Annotated in this window: 23 protein-coding genes; 18 read left to right on the top strand and 5 right to left on the bottom strand. The window is 50.1% G+C overall.

The window, feature by feature from the left end; all coding sequences use genetic code 11:
• Positions 1-33: 33 nt before the first annotated feature.
• Together ACRQV7_RS03275 and ACRQV7_RS03280 are read left to right on the top strand one after the other, a co-directional pair.
• Entirely contained in the window at positions 34-555 is a 522-nt protein-coding gene (locus ACRQV7_RS03275) for a transcription repressor NadR (protein WP_444659439.1), read from the top strand.
• A gap of 98 nt (positions 556-653) precedes the next feature.
• The gene (locus ACRQV7_RS03280) at positions 654-1244 is read left to right on the top strand and encodes a hypothetical protein (RefSeq protein ID WP_444659440.1); all 591 of its coding nucleotides are present in this window, start codon (positions 654-656) and stop codon (positions 1242-1244) included.
• Between the two features lie 6 nt (positions 1245-1250).
• Here ACRQV7_RS03280 and ACRQV7_RS03285 read toward each other — a convergent pair whose 3' ends face one another.
• The 5 genes from ACRQV7_RS03285 to spoIIID all read right to left on the bottom strand — a co-directional run bounded on the left by ACRQV7_RS03285 (position 1251) and on the right by spoIIID (position 5600).
• Positions 1251-2375, bottom strand: coding sequence for a GerAB/ArcD/ProY family transporter (locus ACRQV7_RS03285; protein ID WP_444659441.1), 1125 nt, complete (start codon positions 2373-2375; stop codon positions 1251-1253).
• Between the two features lie 9 nt (positions 2376-2384).
• Complete coding sequence (locus ACRQV7_RS03290) at positions 2385-2597, bottom strand: hypothetical protein (RefSeq protein WP_275716270.1); 213 nt, start codon at positions 2595-2597, stop codon at positions 2385-2387.
• Between the two features lies 1 nt (position 2598).
• Complete coding sequence (locus ACRQV7_RS03295) at positions 2599-3723, bottom strand: Ger(x)C family spore germination protein (RefSeq protein WP_275716272.1); 1125 nt, start codon at positions 3721-3723, stop codon at positions 2599-2601.
• Positions 3720-5222: a spore germination protein gene (locus ACRQV7_RS03300; protein ID WP_444659443.1), complete on the bottom strand. Its 1503-nt coding sequence runs from the start codon at positions 5220-5222 to the stop codon at positions 3720-3722. The genes ACRQV7_RS03295 and ACRQV7_RS03300 overlap by 4 nt, the downstream gene beginning before the upstream one ends.
• Before the next feature lie 129 nt (positions 5223-5351).
• Positions 5352-5600, bottom strand: coding sequence for a sporulation transcriptional regulator SpoIIID (gene spoIIID / locus ACRQV7_RS03305; protein WP_038322728.1), 249 nt, complete (start codon positions 5598-5600; stop codon positions 5352-5354).
• A 381-nt stretch (positions 5601-5981) separates the two neighbouring features.
• Between spoIIID and ACRQV7_RS03310 the strand changes: the two genes are divergently transcribed.
• The 16 genes from ACRQV7_RS03310 (at position 5982) to ACRQV7_RS03385 (ending at position 25777) form a co-directional block, all read left to right on the top strand.
• Positions 5982-7766: a sigma-54-dependent transcriptional regulator gene (locus ACRQV7_RS03310; RefSeq protein ID WP_275716277.1), complete on the top strand. Its 1785-nt coding sequence runs from the start codon at positions 5982-5984 to the stop codon at positions 7764-7766.
• A gap of 272 nt (positions 7767-8038) precedes the next feature.
• The gene (locus tag ACRQV7_RS03315; RefSeq protein WP_444659444.1) at positions 8039-9313 is read left to right on the top strand and encodes a four-carbon acid sugar kinase family protein; all 1275 of its coding nucleotides are present in this window, start codon (positions 8039-8041) and stop codon (positions 9311-9313) included.
• Positions 9306-10457, top strand: a complete 1152-nt coding sequence (locus ACRQV7_RS03320; protein WP_444659445.1) for an iron-containing alcohol dehydrogenase — start codon at positions 9306-9308, stop codon at positions 10455-10457. Before ACRQV7_RS03315 ends, ACRQV7_RS03320 begins: the two co-directional genes overlap by 8 nt.
• A 19-nt stretch (positions 10458-10476) precedes the next feature.
• On the top strand, positions 10477-11517 hold the full coding sequence (gene pdxA, locus ACRQV7_RS03325) for a 4-hydroxythreonine-4-phosphate dehydrogenase PdxA (RefSeq protein WP_444659446.1): 1041 nt from the start codon (positions 10477-10479) through the stop codon (positions 11515-11517).
• A 46-nt stretch (positions 11518-11563) separates the two neighbouring features.
• Positions 11564-12481 carry a dihydrodipicolinate synthase family protein gene (locus ACRQV7_RS03330; protein WP_444659447.1) on the top strand — a complete coding sequence of 306 codons (918 nt, stop codon included), beginning with the start codon at positions 11564-11566 and terminating at the stop codon, positions 12479-12481.
• Positions 12482-12506: 25 nt separating this feature from the next.
• On the top strand, positions 12507-13484 hold the full coding sequence (locus tag ACRQV7_RS03335) for a hydroxyacid dehydrogenase (RefSeq protein ID WP_444659448.1): 978 nt from the start codon (positions 12507-12509) through the stop codon (positions 13482-13484).
• Between the two features lie 36 nt (positions 13485-13520).
• Complete coding sequence (locus tag ACRQV7_RS03340; RefSeq protein ID WP_275716286.1) at positions 13521-13982, top strand: tripartite tricarboxylate transporter TctB family protein; 462 nt, start codon at positions 13521-13523, stop codon at positions 13980-13982.
• Positions 13983-14021: 39 nt separating this feature from the next.
• Entirely contained in the window at positions 14022-15527 is a 1506-nt protein-coding gene (locus ACRQV7_RS03345) for a tripartite tricarboxylate transporter permease (protein WP_275716288.1), read from the top strand.
• Positions 15528-15626: 99 nt separating this feature from the next.
• A complete protein-coding gene (locus tag ACRQV7_RS03350) occupies positions 15627-16682 on the top strand; it encodes a tripartite tricarboxylate transporter substrate binding protein (RefSeq protein WP_275716290.1) in 1056 nt (351 codons plus the stop codon).
• Positions 16683-16862: 180 nt separating this feature from the next.
• On the top strand, positions 16863-19604 hold the full coding sequence (locus ACRQV7_RS03355; protein ID WP_444659449.1) for a cation-translocating P-type ATPase: 2742 nt from the start codon (positions 16863-16865) through the stop codon (positions 19602-19604).
• Positions 19605-20210: 606 nt separating this feature from the next.
• Positions 20211-21305, top strand: a complete 1095-nt coding sequence (locus ACRQV7_RS03360) for an ABC transporter substrate-binding protein (RefSeq protein WP_275716294.1) — start codon at positions 20211-20213, stop codon at positions 21303-21305.
• Between the two features lie 193 nt (positions 21306-21498).
• Positions 21499-22125 carry an ABC transporter permease gene (locus tag ACRQV7_RS03365; protein ID WP_329494111.1) on the top strand — a complete coding sequence of 209 codons (627 nt, stop codon included), beginning with the start codon at positions 21499-21501 and terminating at the stop codon, positions 22123-22125.
• On the top strand, positions 22125-22913 hold the full coding sequence (locus tag ACRQV7_RS03370) for an ABC transporter permease (RefSeq protein ID WP_275716297.1): 789 nt from the start codon (positions 22125-22127) through the stop codon (positions 22911-22913). Before ACRQV7_RS03365 ends, ACRQV7_RS03370 begins: the two co-directional genes overlap by 1 nt.
• Positions 22886-23668, top strand: coding sequence for an ABC transporter ATP-binding protein (locus tag ACRQV7_RS03375; RefSeq protein WP_442868007.1), 783 nt, complete (start codon positions 22886-22888; stop codon positions 23666-23668). The genes ACRQV7_RS03370 and ACRQV7_RS03375 overlap by 28 nt, the downstream gene beginning before the upstream one ends.
• A gap of 18 nt (positions 23669-23686) precedes the next feature.
• Positions 23687-24433, top strand: coding sequence for an ABC transporter ATP-binding protein (locus ACRQV7_RS03380; RefSeq protein ID WP_275716299.1), 747 nt, complete (start codon positions 23687-23689; stop codon positions 24431-24433).
• 126 nt (positions 24434-24559) lie between these two features.
• A complete protein-coding gene (locus ACRQV7_RS03385) occupies positions 24560-25777 on the top strand; it encodes an ROK family protein (protein ID WP_275716301.1) in 1218 nt (405 codons plus the stop codon).
• Positions 25778-25846: the final 69 nt, after the last annotated feature.

Here is a 25846-nt window from a genome sequence, read left to right on the forward strand (position 1 = left end):
AATACTGAAAAACAGCAGGAAGGGGGGATACCGATGGATGCAGCGCAGAGGCGCCGGGAGATTCTTGAAATTCTGAAAAAAAGCGCACAGCCTGTCAGCGCCAGTACCATTGCCGGGCAATTCCAGGTGAGCCGGCAGGTTATCGTGGGGGATGTCGCGCTCCTGCGGGCGGCGAACATCGCTATTTCTGCCACGCCGCGGGGCTATATCCTGACGGACGGCGCCGGCGACAGGGAGCAGATCATCCGGACAATCGCCTGCAGGCACAGCAGGGAAAACCTTGCGGAAGAGCTGTATACGATTGTGGACAACGGCTGCGGCCTGATCGACGTGATCGTGGAGCATGCGGTTTACGGCCAGATTTCCGGCCAGCTGCATATTTTTTCCCGCTACGACGCCGACTGTTTTCTGGAAAAGCTGTCGAAGGACCACGCGTCGCCCTTGTGCGACCTGACGGGCGGAGTGCATCTGCATACGATTTCCTGCCGGTCGGAGGACGCGTATCAAAGGGTTCTTGCCGCTTTGGAGGAAAAGGGAATTTTGTTTTCCCGGTAAATCCTCTTGACAAATCCGAAAATCTTCTTTACAATACTAATTACAGGTGTCAAGACATGTGTAAAGATAAAATATGAGGATTGTCAGAGAGGGATATTATGAGGAATCGTGAAACAAAATTAATCAGTATGGTCATTGCGGCGCTGCTTTGCGCCATTGGGATCGTCATTCCGATGTTCGCCCCGAAAATCATTTTGGAACCTGCGTCCTTTACCCTTGCCAGCCATGTGCCGATTTTTATCGCTCTGTTTATTTCCCCGCCGGTGGCCGTTGCGGTTTCCATCGGAACATCGTTTGGCTTTTTGTTTGCCGGATTTCCAATCGTGATTGTACTGCGCGCGTTCAGCCATCTGTTTTTTGCGCTGACAGGCGCGTTCATTCTGAAAAGAAAAGAGGACATGCTCGCTTCCGTTGGAAAATCCACAATGTTTGGGCTCCTTCTGGCGCTGATTCACGCAGTCAGTGAAGTGACCGTCGTTACGCTGTTTTATTTTGGAAACAATATGCCGAAAAATTATTATGCCAACGGATACTTTATGTCCGTGATTCTGCTGGTTGGGGTCGGCACCATTGTTCACAGCATGATCGATTTTGGGATCGCCCTGTTTGTGTGGAAGCCATTGAGCCACGTGATCAGCATTCCGGTCAGCGCGAAGACGGTGCTGAAACGGGAAGCCGCCGTAAAATAAATATTTTCAGGATTCCCCCGCTTTGTTGTTTGCAGCGGGGGGATTTTTTGTCTTTGGGTGTCCCGCTCTTGCTTTTATCTCCGCGCCGATCAGAATGAGAATGGGGAACATGATCTGGAAGGGGATCGCGTAAATCTCGTACATTGGCGCCCAGTCCTTCCATTCCACCGTGTTTTCGTAAAGCATGCCGGCCAGGGTAACCATAAGCAGAGCGCAGGGAACGACATAGAGCTTTTGGTCGGCTGCGTTCAGCAGCTTGGCGAGACCCAGAGAAGAGGAATACAGGCAGACGGCAACCTTAATAAATCCCGCCAGCATCAGATTGATGCCGATCAGAACCTCTGTACGGGAAAAAAAGTCGCCTATGGAAATGATGCTGACGGTTTCATAGGAAGGAAAATAAAACATGCTCGCAGAGGGAAAACCCAGGATCAGAATATTTCTGAGATTGACAGTGATCAGGATCGCCAGTGTCATGATCAGGGCTTTGAAAAAAAACCGGGACGGTTTCGCCTGCGGCTCGAGCGCAGAGAAAAAAGAGAGGCAGAGAAAGACCTCGCCCAAGGGCAGAATGCAGAGGGAAAAAGCACTGCCGAGCAGCGTCTTCAGATCGGTATTCATGATCGGTTTTAGATTGCTGGTATCCATATCCCTGGCGCCGATTATGAACGTGGCGGCGACGGATATTAGGAGAATCGGAAAGGTGTACTTTGACATTCTGCCGATATTTTCCGGCCCGCTTTTTACGGCCCAGACAGATAAAAGGATAATAAAAAACAGAATCGCGGGTTCGGGCGTTTCCGGCATGTTCAGGATATGAACGAAGGTGGAAAAAATCTTTAATGTGATTCCGCCAAGCTGAATGGAAAAAACCACATAGATCAGGATCAGGATCCGGCCGAAAACCTTGCCGAAAATCTGCGTCAGGATTTCGAATAAATTTTTTCCGGGGTACAGGGACGTCAGCCGGATATACAGAAAAAGGAGGGGGAGCATCATAATTCCCGCAAACAGGCCGGCGATCCAGGAGTCCTGCTTGGCCTGCGGGTTGATGCCGACGACCACCATGCTGCCCATCCAAAACATAAAGATCGTGGCCTGAATCTGTTTTTCCGTTATCTTATGATTCATCTTTTACCTCTAATGAAAAATAGATGAAATGATCTGGCTGATGATTTTATTCGAACCCGTAATATCAGCGCTGAAGCTCAGCATGATATTGGCCGTCAGGGTAATCAGGTAGACGGGAATGGAAAACCAAAGAGCCTTTTTGTCTCTTTTTTTTAAAACCGGGATCAGGTCGAAGACGATCAGGATCGCGTAAAGAATCAAAAAAACAATCATAGAACTCATATCAGTCACCAACTTTTGCCGTGTTATTGATTTGAATATCTGCCGTTACAGTGACATTCATCGTACGAAATATTTCGTCCCATTTTTGTTTGTCCTGTTCCCATCGCTGGGGATCGTTTTGATAAATCAGATTTCCGAATCCGAAAATATCGCATTTATATTGATCCTGGGCTGTTTTTATCAGCTTGGACACGCTGGTCTCCAATCCGCTTTTGGCGCTTTTTTCAACCTGCTGAATTCTTTCTGCGGTAATATGGCTCTTATTGGTCTGGTCTTCGCCGAGCGCACATACGGTTTTGATTTCTATTCTGAATGCCGGAGGATTTTGGGCAATGACGGGGGTGATTTTTGTTCCGCTCTCCTCTATCTCAAGGGTGACGTTCCTGCCGTCGGAATCGGGGCTTGTCAGCAGCAGCCCCCCTTTTATCTGGTTTTTGATGAACAGCATCAGCTGGGACTGATCGGTATCCAGAAAACCCAGCAGCTTGTCCTTTTTGAAAATGGCTGAACCGGACAGTTCGACGGTGGTCGCCGTCTGCTGTTTTGCGATTTTGATGGATGGCAGAATCAGGGAGGTGCCTTCTCCGGCAAGCATATTATTGGCCTGATACAGTTTGACTCTGGGCGCTTTCGAGAGGCTGGCTACATTCTGCACCAGCATCTGATCGATTTCCAGACAGATCAGGTGGTTGGTTACCGGTTCTTGCTGAAGGATTTCTCCGGCTGTTTTTTCTTCTGAAATCATGGGGACCAATGTCAGCCTCGGCTCGGCGTCACGGGAAACAAAGTCCAGAAGCGGAGCGATTCCCTCCGAAGCAAGGTCTTTGCTGATTACTACCACTTTACACTCGCTGAACGTCAGTTTTTTCTGGCTCTTGCCGATCACATTCCTGATTCCGTCAAACACGGTATTCCCTTCGGTTTCCAGCAGCTTGGAACCCGGACGGTCTTCGGACAGGTCCAAAAATTCAAAGGTAAAATGATATTTATGTCCCGCTGTTCCTCTGTCGATTGCGATGCCGGAGACCATGGAAAGGCGCTCTATTTCCTGATAATTCCAGCAGCCGTTTAAAAGGAGCATGCTCACGATTAACAGAAGGATGCAAAGTCGTTTACCGGTTTTCATTTCTCGCTCCTCGAAGTTTCCCTCGTTTCGTTTGGGGAAAGGTATTTGGGCCTTTTTTTCATAAACCACCACGGGGCTCTGACTGCGATATCTTTTTTATCCTGTAAAGTGTTTTCATAAGCGCTGCTCATAATGGGAATGCCGAAAGAATTGAGATTGAAAAGATGGATCAACAGTCCCAGTGCTCCGAACATATAACCGTGCAGCCCGAGAATGGACGCCATGGCAAGCAGGATAAAGCGCAGAATAATGGTGGCTCCTTTTACACGGGGAATCATCAGGCCGGAGATTCCCGTGACTCCTACGATGATAATCATCGGCGCGCTTACGATCTTTGCTTCCACGGCGGCCTGCCCGATGACCAGCGCGCCGACAATGCTGAGGGCCTGTCCCATCATTCCGGGCATTCTGGCCCCGGATTCCCGGAGCATTTCAAATACGATCAGCATTAAGACCGCTTCCAGCACGGTGGGGAACGGAACGCCCTGCCTTGCCTCCGAAATACTCATGGTCATGGCGAGCGGAAGCATTTCGTCGTGAAAGGTAGTCAGGGCAACGTAAATCGCGGGAATACTGGTGGCGACAAAGAAGGCGATTAATCGCAGCATGCGCCCGATGGACGCAAAAAAATAGTTGAGGTAGTAGTCTTCGTCGCTTTGAAAATTCTCGATGAAAAGGAACGGAACGGTTAAAACAACTGGGGTACCGTCCAAAAATAGAGCGACCCTTCCTTCCAGGAGCTTTGCCGCGACAATATCCGGCTTTTCCGTGCTTCCGATCGTTTTGAAGGGAGAGTACGGGGAGTCTTTGATAAATTCGTTGATATAGTTTGCGTCTAAAGTACCGTCGATCGTAAAAGTCTGAAGCCTTTTCTTTAGTTCCGTAAGGACTTCTTTATTGACGATTTTGTCCAGATAGCAGATGCAGGCTTTGGTGTTTGATCTTGTTCCAAAGCGCAGGAATTCCATTTTCAGATCCGGTGTTCTCAGCTTCCTGCGAAGCATGGAAAGATTCATCATCAGCGCTTCGTTGAATCCTTCGCGCGGCCCTCTGATCACCTTTTCATTTTCAGGCTCTGAAACAGATCGGCTGCCCCAGCCTTTCGTATTCAGAATCAGAAAATCGGAAAAGCCGTCCATCATCAGGATACAGTCCCCGTAGACGATTCCCTGAAGAATTTCGTCCGTGTCCGACGTGCGTTCCACACTGTTGGACAGCATTACCTGCTTCGCGATGATATCCAGTGACAGAACATCCTTCTGCCCCGGCCTGTACTCCACCAGCGGCTTGATAACGTCCTCGTTTACCAGCTTGTTATTGACCATTCCATCGATATAAACAAGGCAGAATCCTATGGACGGGAACGCCGGATTTTCGACCGGCCTGAAAGTCAGTGTTTCATCGTTTTTAAAAATGCCCTGCAGCAGTTTCTTGTTGACGCTGATCCTGCCGGTAAAGGCAACTTTCTCTTCCTTTTGGTCTGCATTTTTCTTTTCCATTTTTTCACCTTCCCGGCTAAAACAATACATCTGTTACTATTTGTAATAATGGGAAATTTATGCGATTCCTCCGATTTTTAAATAAAGACCCGCATGCACGGAATTGAATTCCATGCATGCGGGTCTTTATTATGTTTTCTTGTATTTCAGCCTTGTGGCCATTCCGCCGCGGATGTGACGCTGCGCTTTGTTGATCTCAAGGATTTGCTTAACCTGTCTGTATAGCTGGGGATCGACATATTTCAAACGCTGCGCCACATCCTTATGTACAGTACTCTTGCTGACACCAAATTTTTTTGCTGCGCCGCGCACGGTGGTTCTGTTCTTAATTATGTACTCGCCGAGCTCGACGGCGCGCTCCTCAACAATACCTTTCACTGTTCCACCCTCCAAACGATTCCGATTGGTAAATAATTATGCGGGGGAAAGGGGAATTAGTACAAAGAAAGGAGCTGCCTGAAAACTAATCAGTCAGGTTACGTTTTAACCGAAACAGGAAGGGGATATCAACTTGTTAACTTACCGACAGAGCTGTATGAATTTTTGTAGAAATCTATGATTATTAGAATTATCAAGTAGACAACAGCACGAAAACTGTACATATATAGAAAGCACCCGGCTTTCAGATCGAAAGGGCCTTAAAGAACTGTTGCAAATTTAATCAATATTACTTGATTACGCATAAGCCTGTGTTATAATGTAACTACAAAACGACGGCTTACGCAATTGGAATATAGCAATAGGGAAGGATGAAGGCGAATGCCGAAAATAAAAGTATTCATTGTAGTCCCTTATGAAGGGCTCAGTGAATTGATTTTCAATATAGCCAAACAATATCCGATGTTTGATATCAGAACGGAGGTCGGCAACCTTGATCAGGGCGTAGAGGCTGCTGTGCGTGCGCAGCGGGACGGATATCAAATGATTATCTCCAGAGGCGGTACGGCCGAAATGATACAGGAAGCGGTCTCCATTCCGGTTATCAGTATTGATATTTCAGGTTACGATTATATGCGTGTAATAGCGCTTACACATAACTTTTCCGGCAAAGCGGCCATAGTGGGATACCACAGCATTACGGAAGGCGCTCAGGCGATCAAAACCCTTCTGAGAAGCGGAATCGATATTTTTACAATTGACAATTCCAGGGAACTGCCGGGATTGCTGTCCGAACTGCGGCGGAGAGATTACCTTGTTATTGTGGGCGACACCATTACGGCGGAAAAAGCCAAAGAAATGAGCTTTAACGCAATCTTATTGACATCAGGTGAGGAAAGCGTTAAAAAAGCTTTCAACGATGCTTTAAAGATCTATGAGTATATCCAGAAATACAACCTGAAAACAGAGCTTCTTACGGAAACGCTCCGCCAGATTCCCCAGTACTGCGCCGTCTTCGATTGTACGGGCAATATCGTGTTTCAGAAGTTGCCGGAAGAAGCTGCCGGAAAAATGGCGGCTGAATTAGCCGAATACTCAAAAATCGTGCTGAGCTCCGGAGAACAGCATGCGCTGTTGGATTTGGGCGGCCATTACTGGAATGAAACCGGGACGAGGATTTACGCCGGCGGGAATCATCCGTATGCCGTGTTTTATCTCTCGAAATGTATCAATCAGAAATCGGAGATGAAAGGGGTCACTGCCGAAAACGTTCAAAATACCGCAGATTTTTCCATCACGGTATTTGGCAGAAACAGTACCTATCTCAGGGAAACCTATGAAGAGGTACAAAAATTCAGCAAGCTCTGCGTTCCGATCCTCATTGCCGGAGAAATCGGAACGGGGAAAGATGCTCTTGCAAAAATGATTCATTCCATGGGCGTTAACCGTCAGCATCCCTTTATTGCCATCGACGGCGAAATCGCGGACAGCGACAGTCTGAAAAACAGCCGCGCCCTGATTGATTCGGATCCTTTCTCCACGCTCTATCTGAAACAGCTTCAGGCGATGAGCCTTCAGGACCAGCGGCTTTTACTGGAAATGCTGGCTGCTCCGGATTTTACCCGTACGCATTTGCTTTTAGCGTCCGTATGCGAATCCCCGGAGACGATGATGGTAGCCGGTACTCTTTTGGAAGAGCTTGGCAAGCGGGTCGGCGAATACCGGATCCATCTTCCCAGCCTGCGGGAAAGAAGCGGGGATATGAGGGACCTGACGGGCAATTATATTAATCTTGCCAATTCCCAGTACGGAAAACAAATTGTTGCCGTTGACGATGGGGGATTGAAGCTTCTGACGGATTTCCATTGGGTAACCAACCTTGACCAGCTGCAGCGGATTGTTTTCAAGCTGGTTATGGAAGCCGAAGAGCCTTATATCAGTGCGGAAAGCGTCTCCAAAGTGTTGAAATCGGAAGACGGTCTGCAGCCAGGACACAAGAAGGTACCGGATAAAACTTTAGATGAACAGATACAGGATATCATCCGAAATGTGTTGAATGAAGAAAACGGAAATCTAACACGTGTATCCAACCGGCTTGGGGTCAGCCGCACTACGATCTGGAGACGTATGAAAAATGAATGGAGCGAAGAGAATAGTAAAAAATGAAACGAATTTAAGTTAGCTTTCCGGTCCTCATAAAAAATCCAGATGCAATTTGAAACTTGTATCTGGATTTTTTATCATTATTTATGAAAAACTATTGCAATTTAAAATATATTATACTATAATTTGAAACAGAAAATAAATGATATCGAATGATCTGTTTCAAAATGCATCAATTAATTGTGGGAGGAATATACGGGCAGCAAATAGGAATTCGACTTTTTACAAAATTTAAAAGTCAATAGGGTACTGAAAGCAAAAAGGATTGATGAAATATGATTATCATTATTGCGGATGATTTAACCGGCGCCAATGATACCGGCGTACAGTTTCAGAAAAACGGATTTTCCACAATGGTTCAAACGGAATACAGCGATGTGCAGGCCGAATCCCTGCAATGGTGCAATCGCTATGATGCCCTTTCCATTAATGTAAACAGCCGGCAGCTGCCTCCACAGGAAGCATACAGCCGTGTTTACAATCTTGCCAGACAGATCAGCGGTATCCCCACGGAATACGTCTATAAAAAAATCGATTCCCTGCTTCGGGGAAACCCCGCGGTGGAACTGGACGCGGTAATGGACGCGCTGGGGGCCGGAACGGCGCTCGTTGTGCCGAGCTTTCCTGAAAACGGCAGGCAGCTTGTCAACGGAATTATGGTAACGCCGGATGATCGGATCAATGTGGAACAGATTTTCAGAGAAGGCTCGAAACGCTCCACTTTTAAGCTGTCTTTGGAGGAAATCAGGAAAGGCCCGGAAAACTTAAAACAGCTGATGGAACGGAAACGGAAGGAAGGCTTTCAAATTTTCATTGCGGACGCTACTTCCGATGCGGAATTGGAAACGATTAAAAACGCTGCCAAACCGATCGACGGAAAAATGATTTTTTGTGGAAGCGCCGGCTTTGCAAAACAGCTCAGCAACGAAAAAAGATTCCAGAGAGAACTTGTTACAAGTGAAAAATCCGAAGACGCGGTCCTTGTAGTCGCCGGTTCCAGAAGGAAAGAAACAGCCGTTCAGCTTCAGCAGATTTCGGAAGCTTTTTTGGCACCGATCGTCAGAATTGATGTCTCCAAGGTCGAAAACGGCGGCCGGTCATACAGCGAGGAAATTACAAGATGCACGGATAAAATTCTTCAGATGGCAGAAGAAGGTCATAGACTGATTCTTCTGGCGGTAAGCAGCTTGTTTTCCGCGACACAGGAAAAGCCAAAACCGGAGAACAAAGACCCTGAGGCGGTGAATATCGCCGCGGCGCTGGGGGAAACAGTGGAAAAAATATACCGAAAAATCCGACTTCGCGCCGTGGTGTCAACCGGGGGAGATACCTCCTTGCAGATATGCAAGGCGTTTCGTTCAAAAGGAATTGAACTGTGCGATGAGATTGCGGCGGGAATTCCGGTTGGACGGATGGCAGGAGGAGAAGCCGACGGAATGATGATTATCACGAAATCCGGCGGGTTTGGCAACGGAGATGCCCTGATCCAGGTCATTAATTACCTTGACGATAACCGGCACGAAAATGGAAGGAGACTTTACGGTGGTTAATTACAAAATCAAAATGCCGTCCTGCATATATGGAGGGGTGGGCAGTGTACATAAGCTTTCGGAGATAATCGCTGCGGAGAACGCGAAGGAGGTTCTGGTTTTTACTGACAAAGGAGTCCGCGATTCCGGAGTGACGGATTTCGCCCTGAAGGTTCTGGATCAGTGCGGAGTAAAATACCGGGTCATCGATGATCTGGTTCCGGAACCGAGCGTGGATGACGTGCAGAAGGTGATCGATGAGACACAGGACATGCACTGCGACCTGATTATCGCGGTGGGCGGCGGAAGTACAATGGACGCGGCAAAGCTGGTGTCCATGCTGAAAGGCTCTGAATACCGGGTCGGCGATCTGGTAAAGGACCCGTCGCTCGCAGTAAAAAAAATCCGGACGGTCATGGTGCCGACGACCTGCGGAACCGGTTCGGAAGCGACCTGCAATGCCATCGTGGCGGTTCCTGAGGAAAAGCTGAAGGTCGGCATTGTAAACGACGGGATGATTCCCGACTATGTAATACTCGACCCCGACCTGATTGCGAAGCTGCCCCGCAAAATTATTGCGTCCAGCGGCATCGATGCGCTGTCACATTGTGTGGAATGCTACACCTCCAACAAGGCGAACCGCTTCAGCGATGCGTTTGCTCTGGAAGGAGCAAGGCTGATTTTCGGCAGTATCCGCAGAGCCTATTCGGACCCGGACGACAGCGAAGCGAAAGCCGATATGCTGGTTGGGGCATTCTATGGGGGAGTGGCGATTACCTCTTCCGGTACGACTGCGGTTCACGCGCTGTCCTATCCGCTGGGGGGGACGTATCATATCGCACACGGCGTATCCAACGCCATCCTGCTTGCCCCGGTCATGAACTGCAACCTTCTGGACTGTGCAGACCGGCTTGCGGATATCTGTGAGGCCGTGGAGCCGGACTTTTCGGGAGAAACGACCCGGAAGGCAAGGCATCTCATTGATCTGATCGAAGAGATCTGCAGGTTTACGGAAATTCCGAAAACGCTCGGCAGCTTTGGGGTTCCGGCAGAGGACCTTGAGTTTTTGGTAGCCGCGGGCAGCCAGGTCACCCGATTACTGAACAATAACCGGAAAAAACTCAGCCTTGACGATATCAGAAACATCTATCGGCAGGTGCTGTAGTACGAAAGGACGGAGAAAAATGAGCAGCCTTCCGATTTTGGGAATTACCATGGGCGACCCGTCCGGAATCGGGCCGGAAATTACGGTAAAAGCCCTTATGCATGAAAAGCTGTATAGCATCTGCCGCCCCGTCATCATCGGGGACGCCGAAGTGATGAAAAAGGCGGCCGGTCTTGTCGGCGCCGGACAAATCGCCGTCCATCCCGTTTCAAGGGTGGAGGATTCCTGTTTCCGGTTCGGTACGATGGATGTTTACGATTTAAATAATGTGCAAACAGAAAAACTAAAATACGGCAAGGTTTCCGCCATGTCAGGCAAAGCGGCGTTCGAGTGCGTCAAAAAGGTCATTGAGCTCGCCCTGTCCCATGAGGTGGACGCGACCGTTACCAACCCTCTGAACAAGGAAGCCATGAACCTTGCGGGCTTCCACTATTCCGGGCATACGGAAATCTACGCGGAGCTCACGGGCACCCGGGACTACGCCATGATGCTGGCGGACGGCGATTTGCGCGTCGCGCACGTGTCCACTCATGTGTCGCTGCGCACCGCCTGCGACCGGGTGAAAAAGGACCGGGTCTACCGTGTGATCAGGCTGGCGGACAACGCCTGCCGGAAATTCGGAATCGAAAAACCGCGGATTGCCGTAGCCGGTCTGAACCCCCACGCCGGGGAAAACGGGATGTTTGGCAGCGAGGAAACAGAAGAAATTCTTCCGGCGATCCGTCAGGCCGTTTCAGAAGGGATTAACGCCGACGGGCCCCTCCCGCCGGACACGGTGTTTTCCAAGGCACGGGGCGGATGGTACGACATTGTGGTGGTGATGTACCACGACCAGGGCCATATCCCGCTGAAGGTCCTGGGCTTTGTTTACGACCGGGACGCCGGGAAATGGAACTCCGTCAGCGGGGTGAATATCACCCTTGGCCTGCCGATTATCCGGACCTCTGTGGATCACGGGACGGCTTTCGACCAGGCGGGCAAGGGGACCGCGAGCGAACTGAGCCTGATCAACGCAATCGAATACGCCGTACGGCTGACCGGGAAAGGGCCGGCCCTGTAAACGGCTCTCATAAAATAGAGATTCAAAACGATGGAGGAGTAAATCGATGAATAAAAAGTATTACGGAGTCATTCCGCCGATCATTACGCCGGTGGATGAAAAGGAAAACGTTGATGAGGAAGGCTTCGGCAGACTGATTGACCACTGTATTGACGGCGGCCTGCACGGGCTGTTTGTGGCCGGAAGCAACGGGGAGACGATGGCCCTTACACAGAAGGAAAGAGACCATGCCATCGATGTTGTGCTGAAACGGACGAACGGCAGAGTCCCGGTCATGGCGGGCGTGATGGATACCAGCACCCGTCGCGTGATCGATAATATCAAGAGCCTTGAGCAGATGGGCGGAACATGCGCGGTGGTCACTTCGATTTTTTATGCCCGCCATACTTCTCAGGATGAAACAGTGCGCCATTTTGAGAAGATAGCGAAGGAAACGTCGATTGATCTGATGATTTATAACATTCCGATGTTTACGGGCTTAAAGCTGTCGGCAGACACCATCATCCGTATCTCCCAGATCGACCATGTGGTCGGGCTGAAGGACAGTTCGGGTGATTTTAAGGAATTCATGAAGTGTCTGGATTATTTCAGGGATAAGGATTTTGCCGTGCTTCAGGGCACGACCGCTTACGCGATGCCGAGCATGCTGCTGGGTGCGGACGGATTCGTCCCCTCCATCGCTCCGCTGTTCACCGAGCTGTTTGTGAAGGCGTACGAAGCGGGCCGCTCCAAAAATATCGGTCTGGCGATGCAATACGATGGATTGCTGCGCGAAACCTCTGAAATTCTCGGCATGACGAAGAACGCCACCTCTGCCAATAAATTTGCGCTGTCGCAGCTTGGGTTTACTGATGAGCGGGTGATCTGGCCGCAGGATTCCATCCTTCCGCAGGAGGAACAGAAGATAATCGAAAAGACAAAAGAAATCAATCGGAAATACGAAGAATTCAAGAAGAATCTGTAACCGTTCCGGAAGGAGTGTTAAGGCTTTGGATACCATTGTATTGTCGCACGCACTTTATCAACCCGGCATGGATGCCCTTGCCGGAAAAGCGAACCTGATTATCCCCGATAACGGAAACAGTGACGAAATCATCGAACAGCTGAAACAGGCGGACGCTTATATTTTAAGGATCGGGAAGATCGACCGGAAAGCGATCGGGGCCTGCCCGAAGCTGAAGGTGATTACCCGCCCGGGAGTGGGGGTGGATTCCGTGGATGTTGCCGCGGCTACCGAGCATGGGATTCCCGTTGTCATTTGTCCGGCCGCGAATTCCCATGCGGTGGCGGAGCATACGCTGGCTCTCGTTTTTGCCCTCAGCAAAAATCTGCTCGAAAGCGTGGAAGAAACACGGAAAGGAAATTTCTCGATACGCAGTAAATACGCCGCGGTAGAGCTGGCCGGAAAGACCATAACGGTTTTAGGCTTCGGAAACATCGGCCGGGAAGCTGCCTGGCTGTGCAGCGCGGTCGGGATGAAGGTCTGCGTCTATGACCCGTACATCAAAAAGGAAGATGTGGCCGCGCTGAATTATTCTTACTCTGACGATATGCTTGAGGCGGTCGGACAGGGTGATTTCGTATCCACCCATATGCCGTCCCTGCCCGCCACACGCGGAATGTTCGCCCGGAAACAGTTTGCGGCGATGAAAAAGACCGCGTTTTTCCTGAACTGCGCGCGGGGAGACATCGTCAACGAGCCGGATATGATCGAGGCTCTGACGAATCATGAGATAGCCGGAGCCGGACTGGATGTGTTGGCGGACGAACCAATGAAGCCTGACCACCCGCTCATGCAGCTGCCCAACGTGATTCTTACACCGCATATGGCGGCACAGACGCAGGAAACGACGGAAAAAACAGTTTTGATGGCTGTGGAAGGGACGCTGGCTGTTCTGAGAGGGAAAAAGTGGCCAAACGTATGCAACCCTGAAGTCTACCGGCACCCGAAATGGCAAAATGCCTGAGAAAGAAACCCGAAGTCTTCTGTAAAAGAGGTGAATATGATGACCCTGTCAAAACGCATATTCTTCGTTGCCTTTAATGTTTTCTGCATTGTTTATACGATCCTGTGCATGCAGCTTGAGGTGGGCGATTTTTCCACTCCGGGCCCGGGCTTCGTCCCCGTTTTTCTGGGGGTGGTCGGTACGGTTCTGTCGTCCTGTCTGACCGTACAGGCTTTCCGGCAGAAGCTGGAAAAGAAGGAAGGGAACGGCGAGGATAAGACCAGCCTGATCCGGCTGGGACTTTATGTGCTTGTCTGCTTTGCGTTCCTGCCCATGTTCGATTTTCTCGGTTCACTGATTTCCGTTTTTGTTTTGGTCCTGCTGTTGTCCAAAATATCAGGGCTTAAACAGTGGTGGAAATCCACTGTTTTGGGCCTGATCACATCCGTTTTCTTTTACTGTCTGTTTGCAATGGTGCTGCAGGTACCGCTGCCGCAGGGATTGATTAGTTTCATTTAAATATGGCTCAAGAGCTTTTATGGAGAAGAGTTGATAAATATGGATATATTGAACCAATTAGGTACCGGATTTATGTCGGCGCTTACGCTTCAGAACCTGATCGCCTGTTTTGCCGGCGTGTTTGTGGGAACCGTCGTCGGGGTATTGCCGGGAATCGGCCCTGTCGGGGCGACGGCGCTTCTGCTGCCGTTTAGCTTCGGGCTGGATACCAGTACGAGCCTGATCCTGCTTTCGGGAATCTTTTACGGCTCTATGTACGGCGGTTCCACCACTTCTATTCTGCTGAACGTACCGGGGGAATCCGCCTCAATGGTTACGGCGATTGACGGACATGAAATGGCAAAGAAAGGACGCGCGGGAGCCGCCCTTGCCGTTTCTGCCATCGGTTCGTTCATTGCGGGCACGGTGGGGGTTGTCCTGCTGATGATCTTTGCGCCGCCGCTTGGAAATTTTGCCCTATCCTTCGGCCCTCAGGAATATCTCTCGATTTCCGTACTCGGAATGCTCCTGCTCAGCAATCTGACCGGAGGGTCGTTTCTGGTTTCCCTTGGAATGTTTATTCTGGGCATGATAATCACGACGATCGGAATCGACCCGATATCCGGAATCAACCGTCTGTCCTTCGATATCCTGGATCTATCCAAAGGAATTGAGATGCTTCCGGTCATTATGGGCCTTTTCGGTATGGCGGAAGTGTTCTCTGTCGCGGTAGAACCCTACAAGGTCGGGGAACTCATCAAGGTAAAATTCAGGGATCTGTATCCCACGAAAAAAGAACTGAAACGGTCGGTCGTTCCCATTCTGCGCGGCACCGCGATCGGTTTCCCGATCGGTCTGATACCCGGCCCCGCCGCGGTTATTTCGTCGCTGGTTTCCTATAAGATGGAGAAAAACTTCTCCAAGCATAAGGAGGAATTCGGACACGGAGCGATTGAAGGCGTAGCAGGTCCCGAATCCGCCAACAACGCTGCCGCTTCCGGCACGATGATCCCCCTGCTGGCGCTCGGAATTCCGTTCGCGCCCGCTACGGCTGTTCTGCTCAGCGGCTTTATGCTGCAGGGTGTGGCGCCCGGACCCACGTTCATCAGCGGGCACGCCGACCTGTTCTGGCTGATTGTAGCCAGCATGTATATCGGCAATGTTATGCTCCTGATCCTGAACCTCCCCCTGGTCGGAGTGTTCGCGTCTCTCACCAAGGTCAGACCGGAGGTCCTGATGCCGATTGTTGTCGCCGTCATGATGATTGGTACATACAGCGTAAACAACAGTACCTTTGATCTCCTGATTCTGATGATTTTCGGTGTGATCGGCTACATTCTGAAGATTGTAAATATCTCACCGGCTCCCATTATTGTTGGGTTTGTTCTTGGCAATGTATTTGAAAAGGGCCTGCGCCAGTCGCTGCTGGTTGCGAGCGGCGACTTTGCTTCTCTCTTTATGCGGCCGATCGCCGGCGCCATGTATCTGGTTTGCCTGGCTGTGCTGATCTGGGTCGTTGTCGGACAGGTGAAAAAGAAATATAAGGTTTCTATTTCTGAGGACTGATCCGGCCCGTCGTTCATAAGGCGATGTATTCGGGCGTATGAGGCGGAAAGGCCGTCTTACGGCCGGATTTCATAGTAAAAGATTAGGGAGGAATTGAAAATGTTATCTATTAAAAAGACAGTCTGTGGCTTGCTTGCGGTCGCTCTGATGACGGCTCCGCTTTTAGGCGGCTGCCAGAGCCAGCCCAAATCCCAGTCCGGCGGCGGGGCGAACAGCACCGCGGCGGATTCCAAAACGACAGCAAACAGCGATTACCCGAAAAAGACGATTACCCTTATCAACCAGTTCGCGGCGGGCGGCTCGTCGGATGTTCTCGGCCGTGCGCTTGCCTCTGTGGTGAATAAGTATATCGGAGCGACCGTAATGGTGGAAAACAGGCCGGGCGGAAGCGGCACGATCGGGACGGATTATGTTCTGAAATCCAAGCCGGACGGATATACTCTGCTGATCACCTCTTCCGGCAACTTTACCACGACTCCCATCGTGCAGGGAGCCCCTTATGATCCGGTCAAGGATGTAAAACATATTATCGGCATCGAATCTCTTCCTATGGCGATAGTCGTGAATGCGGATTCCCAGTGGAAGACCCTTGAGGACCTGGTGAATTACTGCAAGGAAAATCCCGGAAAGCTGAAAGCCGGAGCAGGCGTGCCCGGCGGAACCAATCATATGGCATGGCAGAGATTTACCAAAACGGCGGGAATCAAAACCAATGAAATCCCGTTCGGCGGCGGTACCTCCGAAGCGACGACTTCACTGCTTGGCAATCACATCGACGTCAGCGTGCTTCATCCCACGGAAATCAGCGAGCAGCTCAAAGGCGGAAAACTGCGCATGCTGGCGGTTTTCAGCGATGAAAAGCTTGTTGATTATCCGGATGTTCCGACTGCCAAGGAATGCGGCTACGAAGTGGTTGTACAGGTTAACAAAGGAATCAGCGGACCTGCCGGCCTGCCGGACGACGTTGTTCAGAAAATTCACGACGCTTTTAAACAGACCATGGAGGACCCCGAATTTATTAAGATCGTACAGAAGACGGGCGATTACAATTATCTGAAGTATGAAACCGGCGATGAGCTGAAAACTGATCTGGACAAAATGCGCGATGACTTCTCTCCCCTGCTGAAGGAACTCGGACTGGAGAAGAAAAAATAAACAGCACTGACTGCACACGGTTACAAATGTTATGAAAGGCCTGTCCTCTTGGATCTGCCGCCGGAAGATCGGCAGACTTCCACTCAGCTGCAGCAGCGGAGGAGGAAACGGAGGGCGGGCTTTGCTTTGTAAAAACAGATGGAGAAATTTACGCCTGCGAACGGGAGGAGCAAAACGGTTATGGCAGAAAAATTGTGGTACAGCGAAAGTATCCAGGAAACCTGCAAGGTACTTTATACGGACAAGGAGAATGGGCTCCGGACCGAACAGGTCGGGTCGCTGCGGGAAAAATACGGTCCCAATGAGCTGGCTCAGAAATCGGGAACGACAATCTTTGAAATGCTTCTGGAACAGTTCAAGGATTACCTTGTGATCATCCTGATCATCGCGAGCATCGTTTCGATCGCGGTCGGGGAGATCACGGATTCGATTGTAATCATCGGGATCGTGATTGTAAACGCGTGTCTCGGCGTATTTCAGGAGTACAGGGCAGGAAAGGCGCTGGAGGCACTCAAGAAAATGTCGGCGCCGAACGCAAAGGTGATCCGGGAAGGATGCTTGAAAACGGTCCCCGCACAGGAACTGGTTCCGGGCGATCTGGTGGTCCTGGAGACGGGAGATTACATACCGGCGGACGTGAGGATCACGGAATCCGTGAACCTGAAGGCGGACGAGTCCGCGCTCACGGGGGAATCCGTACCGGTGGATAAGGACGCTTCAGCTCTTCTGGAGGGCGAGGTCGCTCTGGGAGACCAGGTGAACCGCGGGTTTATGAGCACAATCGTGACATACGGCCGCGGGAAGGGCGTTGTGACGGCCACGGGCATGAACACCGTGATCGGCGGGATCGCCGGAATGATCCAGGACGCGGAGGAGGAAGCCACTCCGCTGCAGAAAAAGCTTGCGCAGATGGGAAAGTTTCTCGGAACGGGATGCCTGGCTATCTGTGCGCTGGTTTTTGTAATGGGATTGCTGCGCGGAGAACAGCTTCTGAGCATGTTCATGACAGCGGTGAGCCTTGCGGTCGCGGCGATCCCGGAGGGGCTGCCGGCGGTGGTGACAATCGTGCTGGCGCTGGGGATGCAGCGGATGGTGAAGCATCACGCGATCATGAAAAAGCTTCACGCGGTGGAGACGTTGGGCAGCACGACGGTGATCTGTTCGGACAAGACGGGTACGCTGACGCAGAATCAGATGACCATCGTCAAGATGTTCGTCCCGGGCGCGGAGATTGACGTTACCGGCGAGGGTTATACGCCCCAGGGCGGATTCCTGATCGGAGAGCAGGAGATGGAGCTGTCCACGGAGCCGGCGGTCTCACGCTTACTGGAGATCGGGGTGCTGTGCAACGACGCCTCGCTGGAAAAAGAATGCTGCCCGGAGGAGAAGGACCAGTGGAAGATTCTCGGAGATCCGACGGAGGGAGCGTTGGTCGTAGCGGCCGCGAAGGCCGGGAAAAATCGCGGGTCTATGAACACCGCGCACCCGCGCCTGCAGGAAATCCCGTTTGACTCCGGTCGAAAGCTGATGACGACATTTCACCGGGACGGGGAAGGGCGCGTTGTCGCGTATACGAAGGGCGCGCCGGATATTCTGGTCGGCCTTTGCAGCCGTATCATGCGCCGTGATGGCCGGATCGAAGAGATGACCGAGGGGGACCGGAAGGAGATCTTGGACGAGAACCGCAGGCTGGCGCGGAGTGCGCTGCGGGTGCTGGGCATGTCCTTTAAGCCGATGGAGAAAATCCCTGATCATCCAACGCCTCAGGCAGATGAAAAGGACATGGTCTTTACCGGGCTGGTCGGTATGATCGATCCGCCGAGGGTGGAAGCGATTCAGGCGATCAAGGTCTGCAAGTCGGCCGGCATCCGCGCTGTGATGATTACCGGGGACTACCGGGACACGGCCGCGGCGGTGGCAAAAAAGCTGGGGATCGTTGCATCCGACGACCAGGTTCTCACCGGGGCGGAGCTGAGCGGGATGGACGACGCCGAGTTAAAGGAAGCGGTGAAGACGGTCGGAGTATTTGCCCGCGTTTCCCCGGAGCATAAGGTCCGTATTGTACAGGCGGTACGGGACAATGGCGGAATCGCAGCGATGACCGGGGACGGCGTGAACGATGCGCCGGCACTCAAGCGCGCCGATATCGGCATCGCGATGGGAATCACCGGAACGGACGTCGCCAAGGAGACCGCGGATATGATCCTGACGGACGACAACTTCGCCAGCATCGTCAGCGCCGTGGAAGAGGGGCGTGTCATTTACAGCAACATCCGTAAATTCGTGTTTTTCCTGATGTCCTGCAATATCGGTGAAATCCTGATCGTGTTCCTTTCGATGCTGTTCCAGTGGCCGATTCCTCTTCTTCCGATTCATCTTTTATGGGTCAACCTTGTAACGGACGCTTTTCCCGCGCTGGCGCTCGGAACGGAAAAGAAAGAACCGGGAATCATGCAGGACCCGCCCCGGAATCCGGAGGAGCCGATTATCAACCGGAATATGATTATCAATATTGTGGTGCAAAGTCTGGTTATGACTGCCGCGGTTCTCGGCTCCTTTTATTTCGGATGGCATTTCTACAATCTGGAAACCGGGCGGACCTATGCGTTTGTCACTATTACCACCTGCGAGCTGCTGCGTGCCTATACCTGCCGTTCGGAAAAATTCACCCTGCTCAAAATCGGGATTTTCAGCAACCGCTACATGAATCTGGCCACTATCGTTTCATTTGTACTGATGGCGGTTGTAATCTTGCTGCCCGGTCTGCGTACGGTGTTCAATGTGGTTCCTTTTAACTGGCAGGATTGGGATTTTGTCATCCTGGTGGCGTTTCTTCCCGTAGTGTTTGGAGAACTTACGAAAGCAGTAAAGAGCAGGGGCAAAAAAACCGCAGTGGAAAGCTTATCCTCTTGCCAGCGCTAAATCAGATCCATAAGAAGAAATTTGAATTTAGACGATTGAACATATTGGGTACAGGCCGGCTCTGCGTTTGCTATGGTAATCTCGGCATGCGCCTGCGAAACTGTCAGGGAGAACGGAAAGCAAAGGGTTCTTGCATCGTCAGGGAACAGACTAACTGATAAAGGATCGGCAGGGAGAGAAATCCTCCCTGCCGATCCTTTATCCTGCTCCCGTTTGTTTCCAAGTCCTTTACAAGAGTCTGATGATCATGTTGACTGATCCACTGTTCAAAATATTAGAAATTCCATAAAATATCGAAAAAATAATATTAAATTAAAAAAATATCAAATAATTTATAATATTCGACAATAAATTAAAATATATTGAAATAATATATTGACATTACATATAATTACGATATAATATAATCGAAAACGATAAATTAATGTGACAACAAGCACTGGATTTCAATAGAATGGCAGATAATTTGGGGAATTCTGTTGTTTGACCGGAGCCTGTTGAAACATAATAAAATCGGGAAGGAAGTGTGAATCGGGTTATCGGGATTTTGTTTGGAACATCGGGGCGTTTTAAGTTTCTCAACTAAAAATCAAGGAGGAATTGTTAATGAAAAGGATTGTTTCGGCGATTTTATCAACTGCATTGTTAATCAGCGTTTTTGCAGGATGTCAGGCGAATACCCCCGCTTCAGACGCAGGCACCGCTGCAAACGCAAGTGGAACGGCAACAGACGGAGCGGTGCTGAATGTTGGAATGATGCCGTTTACCGTAAACGTACCGGCGCAGTATGCTTACGAAAAAGGCTGGTTCAAGGATGCGGGGCTGAATGTAAAATTTGTTATGTTCCAGAATGGCACACCGATGAACGAGTCTCTCTCTGCGGGGCAGCTTGATATCGGCGTTGCGGGGACCGCGGCGGTGTTTTCCATGGCGAACGATATCAGTACGCTGGTTTATGAGTCAAATACGGCAGGTGGCATGGGACTTTATGTAAGAAAGGACAGCCCGATCGCGAAGATAAAAGGACAGCTGCAGGGTAATCCGGACGTTTTAGGTTCCAAGGATACGATTAAGGGAATCAAAGTGCTCGGGTCTCTGGGAACCGTATCTCAGTATGTTACGATAAACTACGCGCAGAAATTCGGCCTTAAAGAGACGGATATCCAGCAGGTTTCCATGGAATTTGCGCAGGCCCTTCAGGCCTTCAAGACCGGTGAGGGCGACGCGATCTCCGTTCCTCCTCCGTTTTCCTTCCAGGCGGAAGCCGCCGGAGCAGTGAGGGCCATTTCGTTTGAACAAGCCTCCGGTATGAAAATGAAGGACGGCATTCTCGTACGGAAAAGCGTTCTCAAAGACAGAAAAGCGGATGTTGTGAAATTTATTCAGGTTTACGAAAAAGCCTGCGAAGCACTTGCGAAGGATAAAGACGAAAGACATACCTTCTCCATGAAGTTCTTCAAAGATAACGGTCTGGTATATACGGACGAAATGATGGATGATGAAATCTCCGTACGCGATTATATCACAAAGGAAGATTACGAGCAGTCCGGCTACACCTTGGGCGACAGCTACATGCTGCTGGCAAATTTCTTTGCCGAAGCAGGAAAAATTGAAAAAGACCTTCTTCCCAATGTTCCCAAAAACTTTGATGCGTCGGTTATTGAGGAAGCGTTTGGCGTAAAGATCAGCACTGCGCAATAAGCGTATTCTAACGGATAAAGAAACGAGGTGCAAAATGAAAAACAAGAAGAACGGAGCCAAATACCTGCTGCTATCTGTGTTATCCGTAGTTATCGTTATATTCGTGTGGTATCTTGTCACAGATATATTAAAAATGTTTCCCTCTTCTATTTTTCCAAGTCCGCTTAAGGTTGTCAGAACCTTCTTTATTAAAATGTATGATGTTAACCCTGACGGCGCCACCCTGCCGCAGCATATCGGAGCAAGTCTTCAGGTTGCCCTGCTGGGCTACTTCCTCGGGCTTCTGATCGGCATTCCGTTAGGCATACTGATGGGATGGAGCGAAAAGATCGACATGTTTTTCCGTCCCCTGTTTGACCTGCTGAGACCTGTTCCCGGTATCGCCTGGATCCCTCTCATGATCATCTTTCTCGGGATCGGGATTGCCTCCAAGGCCGCGGTCATTTTCCTTTCCGCTTTGGTTCCGTGTATTGTGAACGCTTATTCGGGAATCAAACGGACAAGAGCAGTTCATCTGTGGGTCGGGCAGACATTCGGCGCCTCCAACATGCAGCTGCTTTTTAAGATCGCGGTCCCTACGGCGATGCCCATGGTCATGACGGCGTGCAGAGTTGCGCTTGGTTCCGCATGGACCGCGCTGGTCGCCGCAGAACTGCTTGCGTCTACAAAAGGGCTCGGATTTATGATTCAGCAGTGCAGAGGCTTATCCCGCCCGGACGTTATTATCGTCGGTATGATCTCCATCGGCGCGATCGGTGCCCTGCTTGGGCAGCTGCTTTCCGTGATTGAAAAGATCGTGCTGAAAGGAGGAGAACAGTAATGGGAAAAAGGCTTAAATCGAAAAATATGACAAAAGTCATCGCCGGGGCTGTCTCTATCCTGCTGTTTATCCTGCTTTGGCAATACGGCGCGGCCTGTACGGCAGTTGGAAAGCTTCTTCCGACACCGGTCGTGGTGTTTCAGGATTTTGTTAAGGATTGCTACTCCAATATTGGCCAGTATACGCTGATCGGGCATATTTTCTGGAGCCTGGAACGTGTAATGCTTGCTTATGTAGTGGCCTGTGTTGCGGGAGTCGCCTTAGGAATGGGAATGGGCTGGAACCGGACGATCGAAGCGATTTTCCGTCCGATTTTTGAGGTCATCCGCCCGATTCCTCCGATCGCGTGGATTCCGCTTTCCATCCTGTGGTTCGGAATCGGTGAGATGACGAAATTCTTCCTGATCTTTTTAGCGGCGTTCACAAATGTCACCCAAAACGCATATGCGGGTGCGAAAGCGGTTGATCCGGTTCTGGTCGGGGCCGCTAAAATGTTGGGGGCCAACAACCGCCAGCTCTTTACCAAGATTGTAATCCCTTTTTCCGTTCCGTACATTTTCGCCGGCCTGCAGATTGCGCTTTCCAGTAGCTGGGCAACGGTTGTGGCGGCTGAAATGGTTCGTTCCTCCGAAGGAGTCGGATGGCTGATTTTCGGCGGAATGCAGACGAACGACACAACACAGATTCTGGTGGGAATCCTTGCGATCGGTATTGTAGGGTTTATCCTTGCCATTATTATGAGAGAAGCGGAGGCCAGGCTATGCGCATGGAACAACAGGGGAGTATAAAGGATAATTTTATTATCGACTGTGAAAACGTCACAAAGGAGTTTACAACGGAACGGGGAACCCTTAAGGTTGCCGATAACTTTTCACTGAAGGTGAAGGAAAATGAATTTCTCGTTCTGTTTGGCCCCGGTCAGTGCGGTAAAACCACTCTGCTGAACCTGATTGCGGGACTTGAGCCCGTTACCTCCGGAAAAATAACCGTTAATAATAAGGAAGTGAACAAACCGGATCCCGAACGCGGAGTGGTTTACCAGACGACGGCGCTGTTTCCCTGGCTCACCGTCAAGGGAAATGTGGAGTTCGGGCCGAAGGTAAGAGGAATATCAAAAGCGGAGAGAGAAAGAAGGACGGCCCATTATATTAAATTAGTCGGTCTGGAAGGATTTGAGAACTCCTATCCGGTCAAACTTTCCGGAGGGATGCAGCAGCGCGTCGGCATTGCCCGGGCGTACTGCAACGAACCGGTCGTGATGCTGATGGACGAGCCGTTCGGCCACCTGGATGCTCAGACAAGGTACCTGATGCAGGAAGAGCTTGTCCGTATCTGGGAATCCGAAAAAAGGACCGCGATCTTTGTTACAAACAATATTGAGGAGGCGCTGTATCTGGCTGATCGGATCGTCGTACTCACAAACTGCCCCGCGAGTGTAAAGTGTGAATACAATATCACCATGAAACGTCCGAGAGACTATGTGGACCCTGAATTTTTACGTCTTAGGGAAGAAATCACCAATATAGTGGACAAGACACTTTAAACGGAAGGGGGAGTTCAAGTGGCTGAAGACAGAATCAAAGTAAAGGCAGACCACATTACAAAAAAATTCGGTGATTTGCTTGTTTTGGATGATATATCCTTTGAAGTGAAAAAAGGAGAGTTTTTATGTATTGTCGGACCGACTGGCTGCGGCAAAACGACCTTTCTCAACAGCCTGACCAAACTTAACGAGCTTACCGCGGGCGAAATTTATATTGACGGCGAACCGGTGAATCTGAAAAAGCACAACATCGCTTACATTTTCCAGGAATATTCCACAATGCCGTGGTTGACCGTGGAACAAAACGTCCGGTTTGGCCTGAATATTAAAAAGGTACCTGAAGCGGATCAAAAAAAGCGGGCGGAAGAAGTGATGGAAATCGTCGGCCTGACTAAATTCCGCGATTACTATCCAAAACAGCTTTCCGCCAGTATGCTGCAAAGAGTGGTTATCGCAAGAGCTTTTGCAGTGCATCCGGAGCTGCTGCTGATGGATGAACCCTACGGCCAGCTCGACATCGAGCTTCGCTTTAAGCTGGAGGATGAACTGATCAAGCTTTGGCAGAAAGAAAAAACAACCATTATTTTTATTACGCACAATATTGAAGAAGCGGTCTATATGGCGGAACGCTGTCTGATCCTCTCCAATAAGCCCACACACATTAAAGAAGAAACCGTGATTGATCTTCCCAGGCCGAGAAATGTCGCCAGTCCTGATTTTATCGCAAAGCGGCAGTATATTACCGATCAGATCAAGTGGTGGTAAGAAGACGATTGAAAAGGTTTGGGTTGAGCGTCAGAATAATGCCCAATGAAAGAAATTCTTTGTGGACTATTCAAAATTCATCATAATTAATTTATAATTATGAAAAAAGCAAAGAGAGGCAGTACCATGGAACAGGGAATCGTAGAGAGCAGAAAAGACCTGAAAAGAAATAAAATAATCAGTACAGTCCGGTACAACGAAATGATCTCAAGGCATGAAGTCAAAAAGAGGACCGGCTACAGTATGACAACTGTGCTGAATACAATCAATGACTTAATTGAAAAAAGACTGCTCGTTGAGGAAGACTGCGATTCTGTCCGGGTGGGCCGCAGGCCCACATGGCTGCATATCTGTCCGGATGGGCAATATTTCATTGGCGTGGAGTTCAACGCGGACAGCCTGAACTGTGTGGTGGTGGACTTTGCCTTTCAGGTCATTTTTTCTGTAAATGACAGGCTGTATTCAACAGATACGCCTGAGAGCATCCTTGAAAAGATTGAAGCCGCCATTCGACGTGCGCTGGACTTCGTGGGGGAAGATAAGTCCAAGGTCCTGGGAATCGGCCTCGGTTTGCCGGGCTATGTGAACAAGGAAAAAGGACTCGGGGTGGAGTACGCATATATCAACGGATGGAGGAACATCCCCATTCAACGGATGATCGAAGAAAAATTCGGCTATAAGGTCATTATTGAAAACAACATCAACACCATGACGATAGCCTACCGCTGGATGGAGTATGGGGAAAGAGCGGACGATTTTGTCCTGCTCTCCATGAAATACGGTCTCAGGATGGGTATGATCATTGGCAATAAGCTGTATTCCGGCAATAATGGGACAGCGGGTGAAATTGGCCATGTCCGGCTGGTAAACGGTTACCGTTACTGCTCCTGCGGCAAAAGAGGATGCTTGGATACGGAGGCTTCCTTCAAAGCGATTAAGACCAAAATCATAGAACGGATGGAATGCGGATATTTTGCCGATATCAAAGAGATGGTTCAGGGCGATATGGACCGCTTTTCTATGAGCATGTTTGTGGAGTCCGCTTTGCAGGGAAATCCCGATTCCGTGGACCTGATGAAAGAAACGGCTGCTTATTTAGGCGAAAGCCTTGCGATGGCGCTGGCAGCCATTAATCCCAAGCAGGTGATTATTGCGAGCAAAAGCGGGATGGGCGGAGAGGTCTTCTCCAATATGGTCTATGGTGTGATTCAGGACAGTGTGCCCTCCGCGCTCATTGAAAATTTCAGCGTCAAATGCATCAAGGCGCAGGATAATATCGGTGCGGTCGGAGCCGCTATGATGATCATGGAGAACGAATATCAGGTGGCACAGGAAGAAGTTTGAGGGAAGTGCAAAATTTTCCTCATGTCTGCCGAATTGTATCGAAATCGATAAAATTTTGAGGAGAAAAAT

Origin of the sequence: Caproiciproducens lactatisolvens, from assembly GCF_052443335.1 — a bacterium.
GTDB lineage: Bacteria > Bacillota > Clostridia > Oscillospirales > Acutalibacteraceae > Caproiciproducens.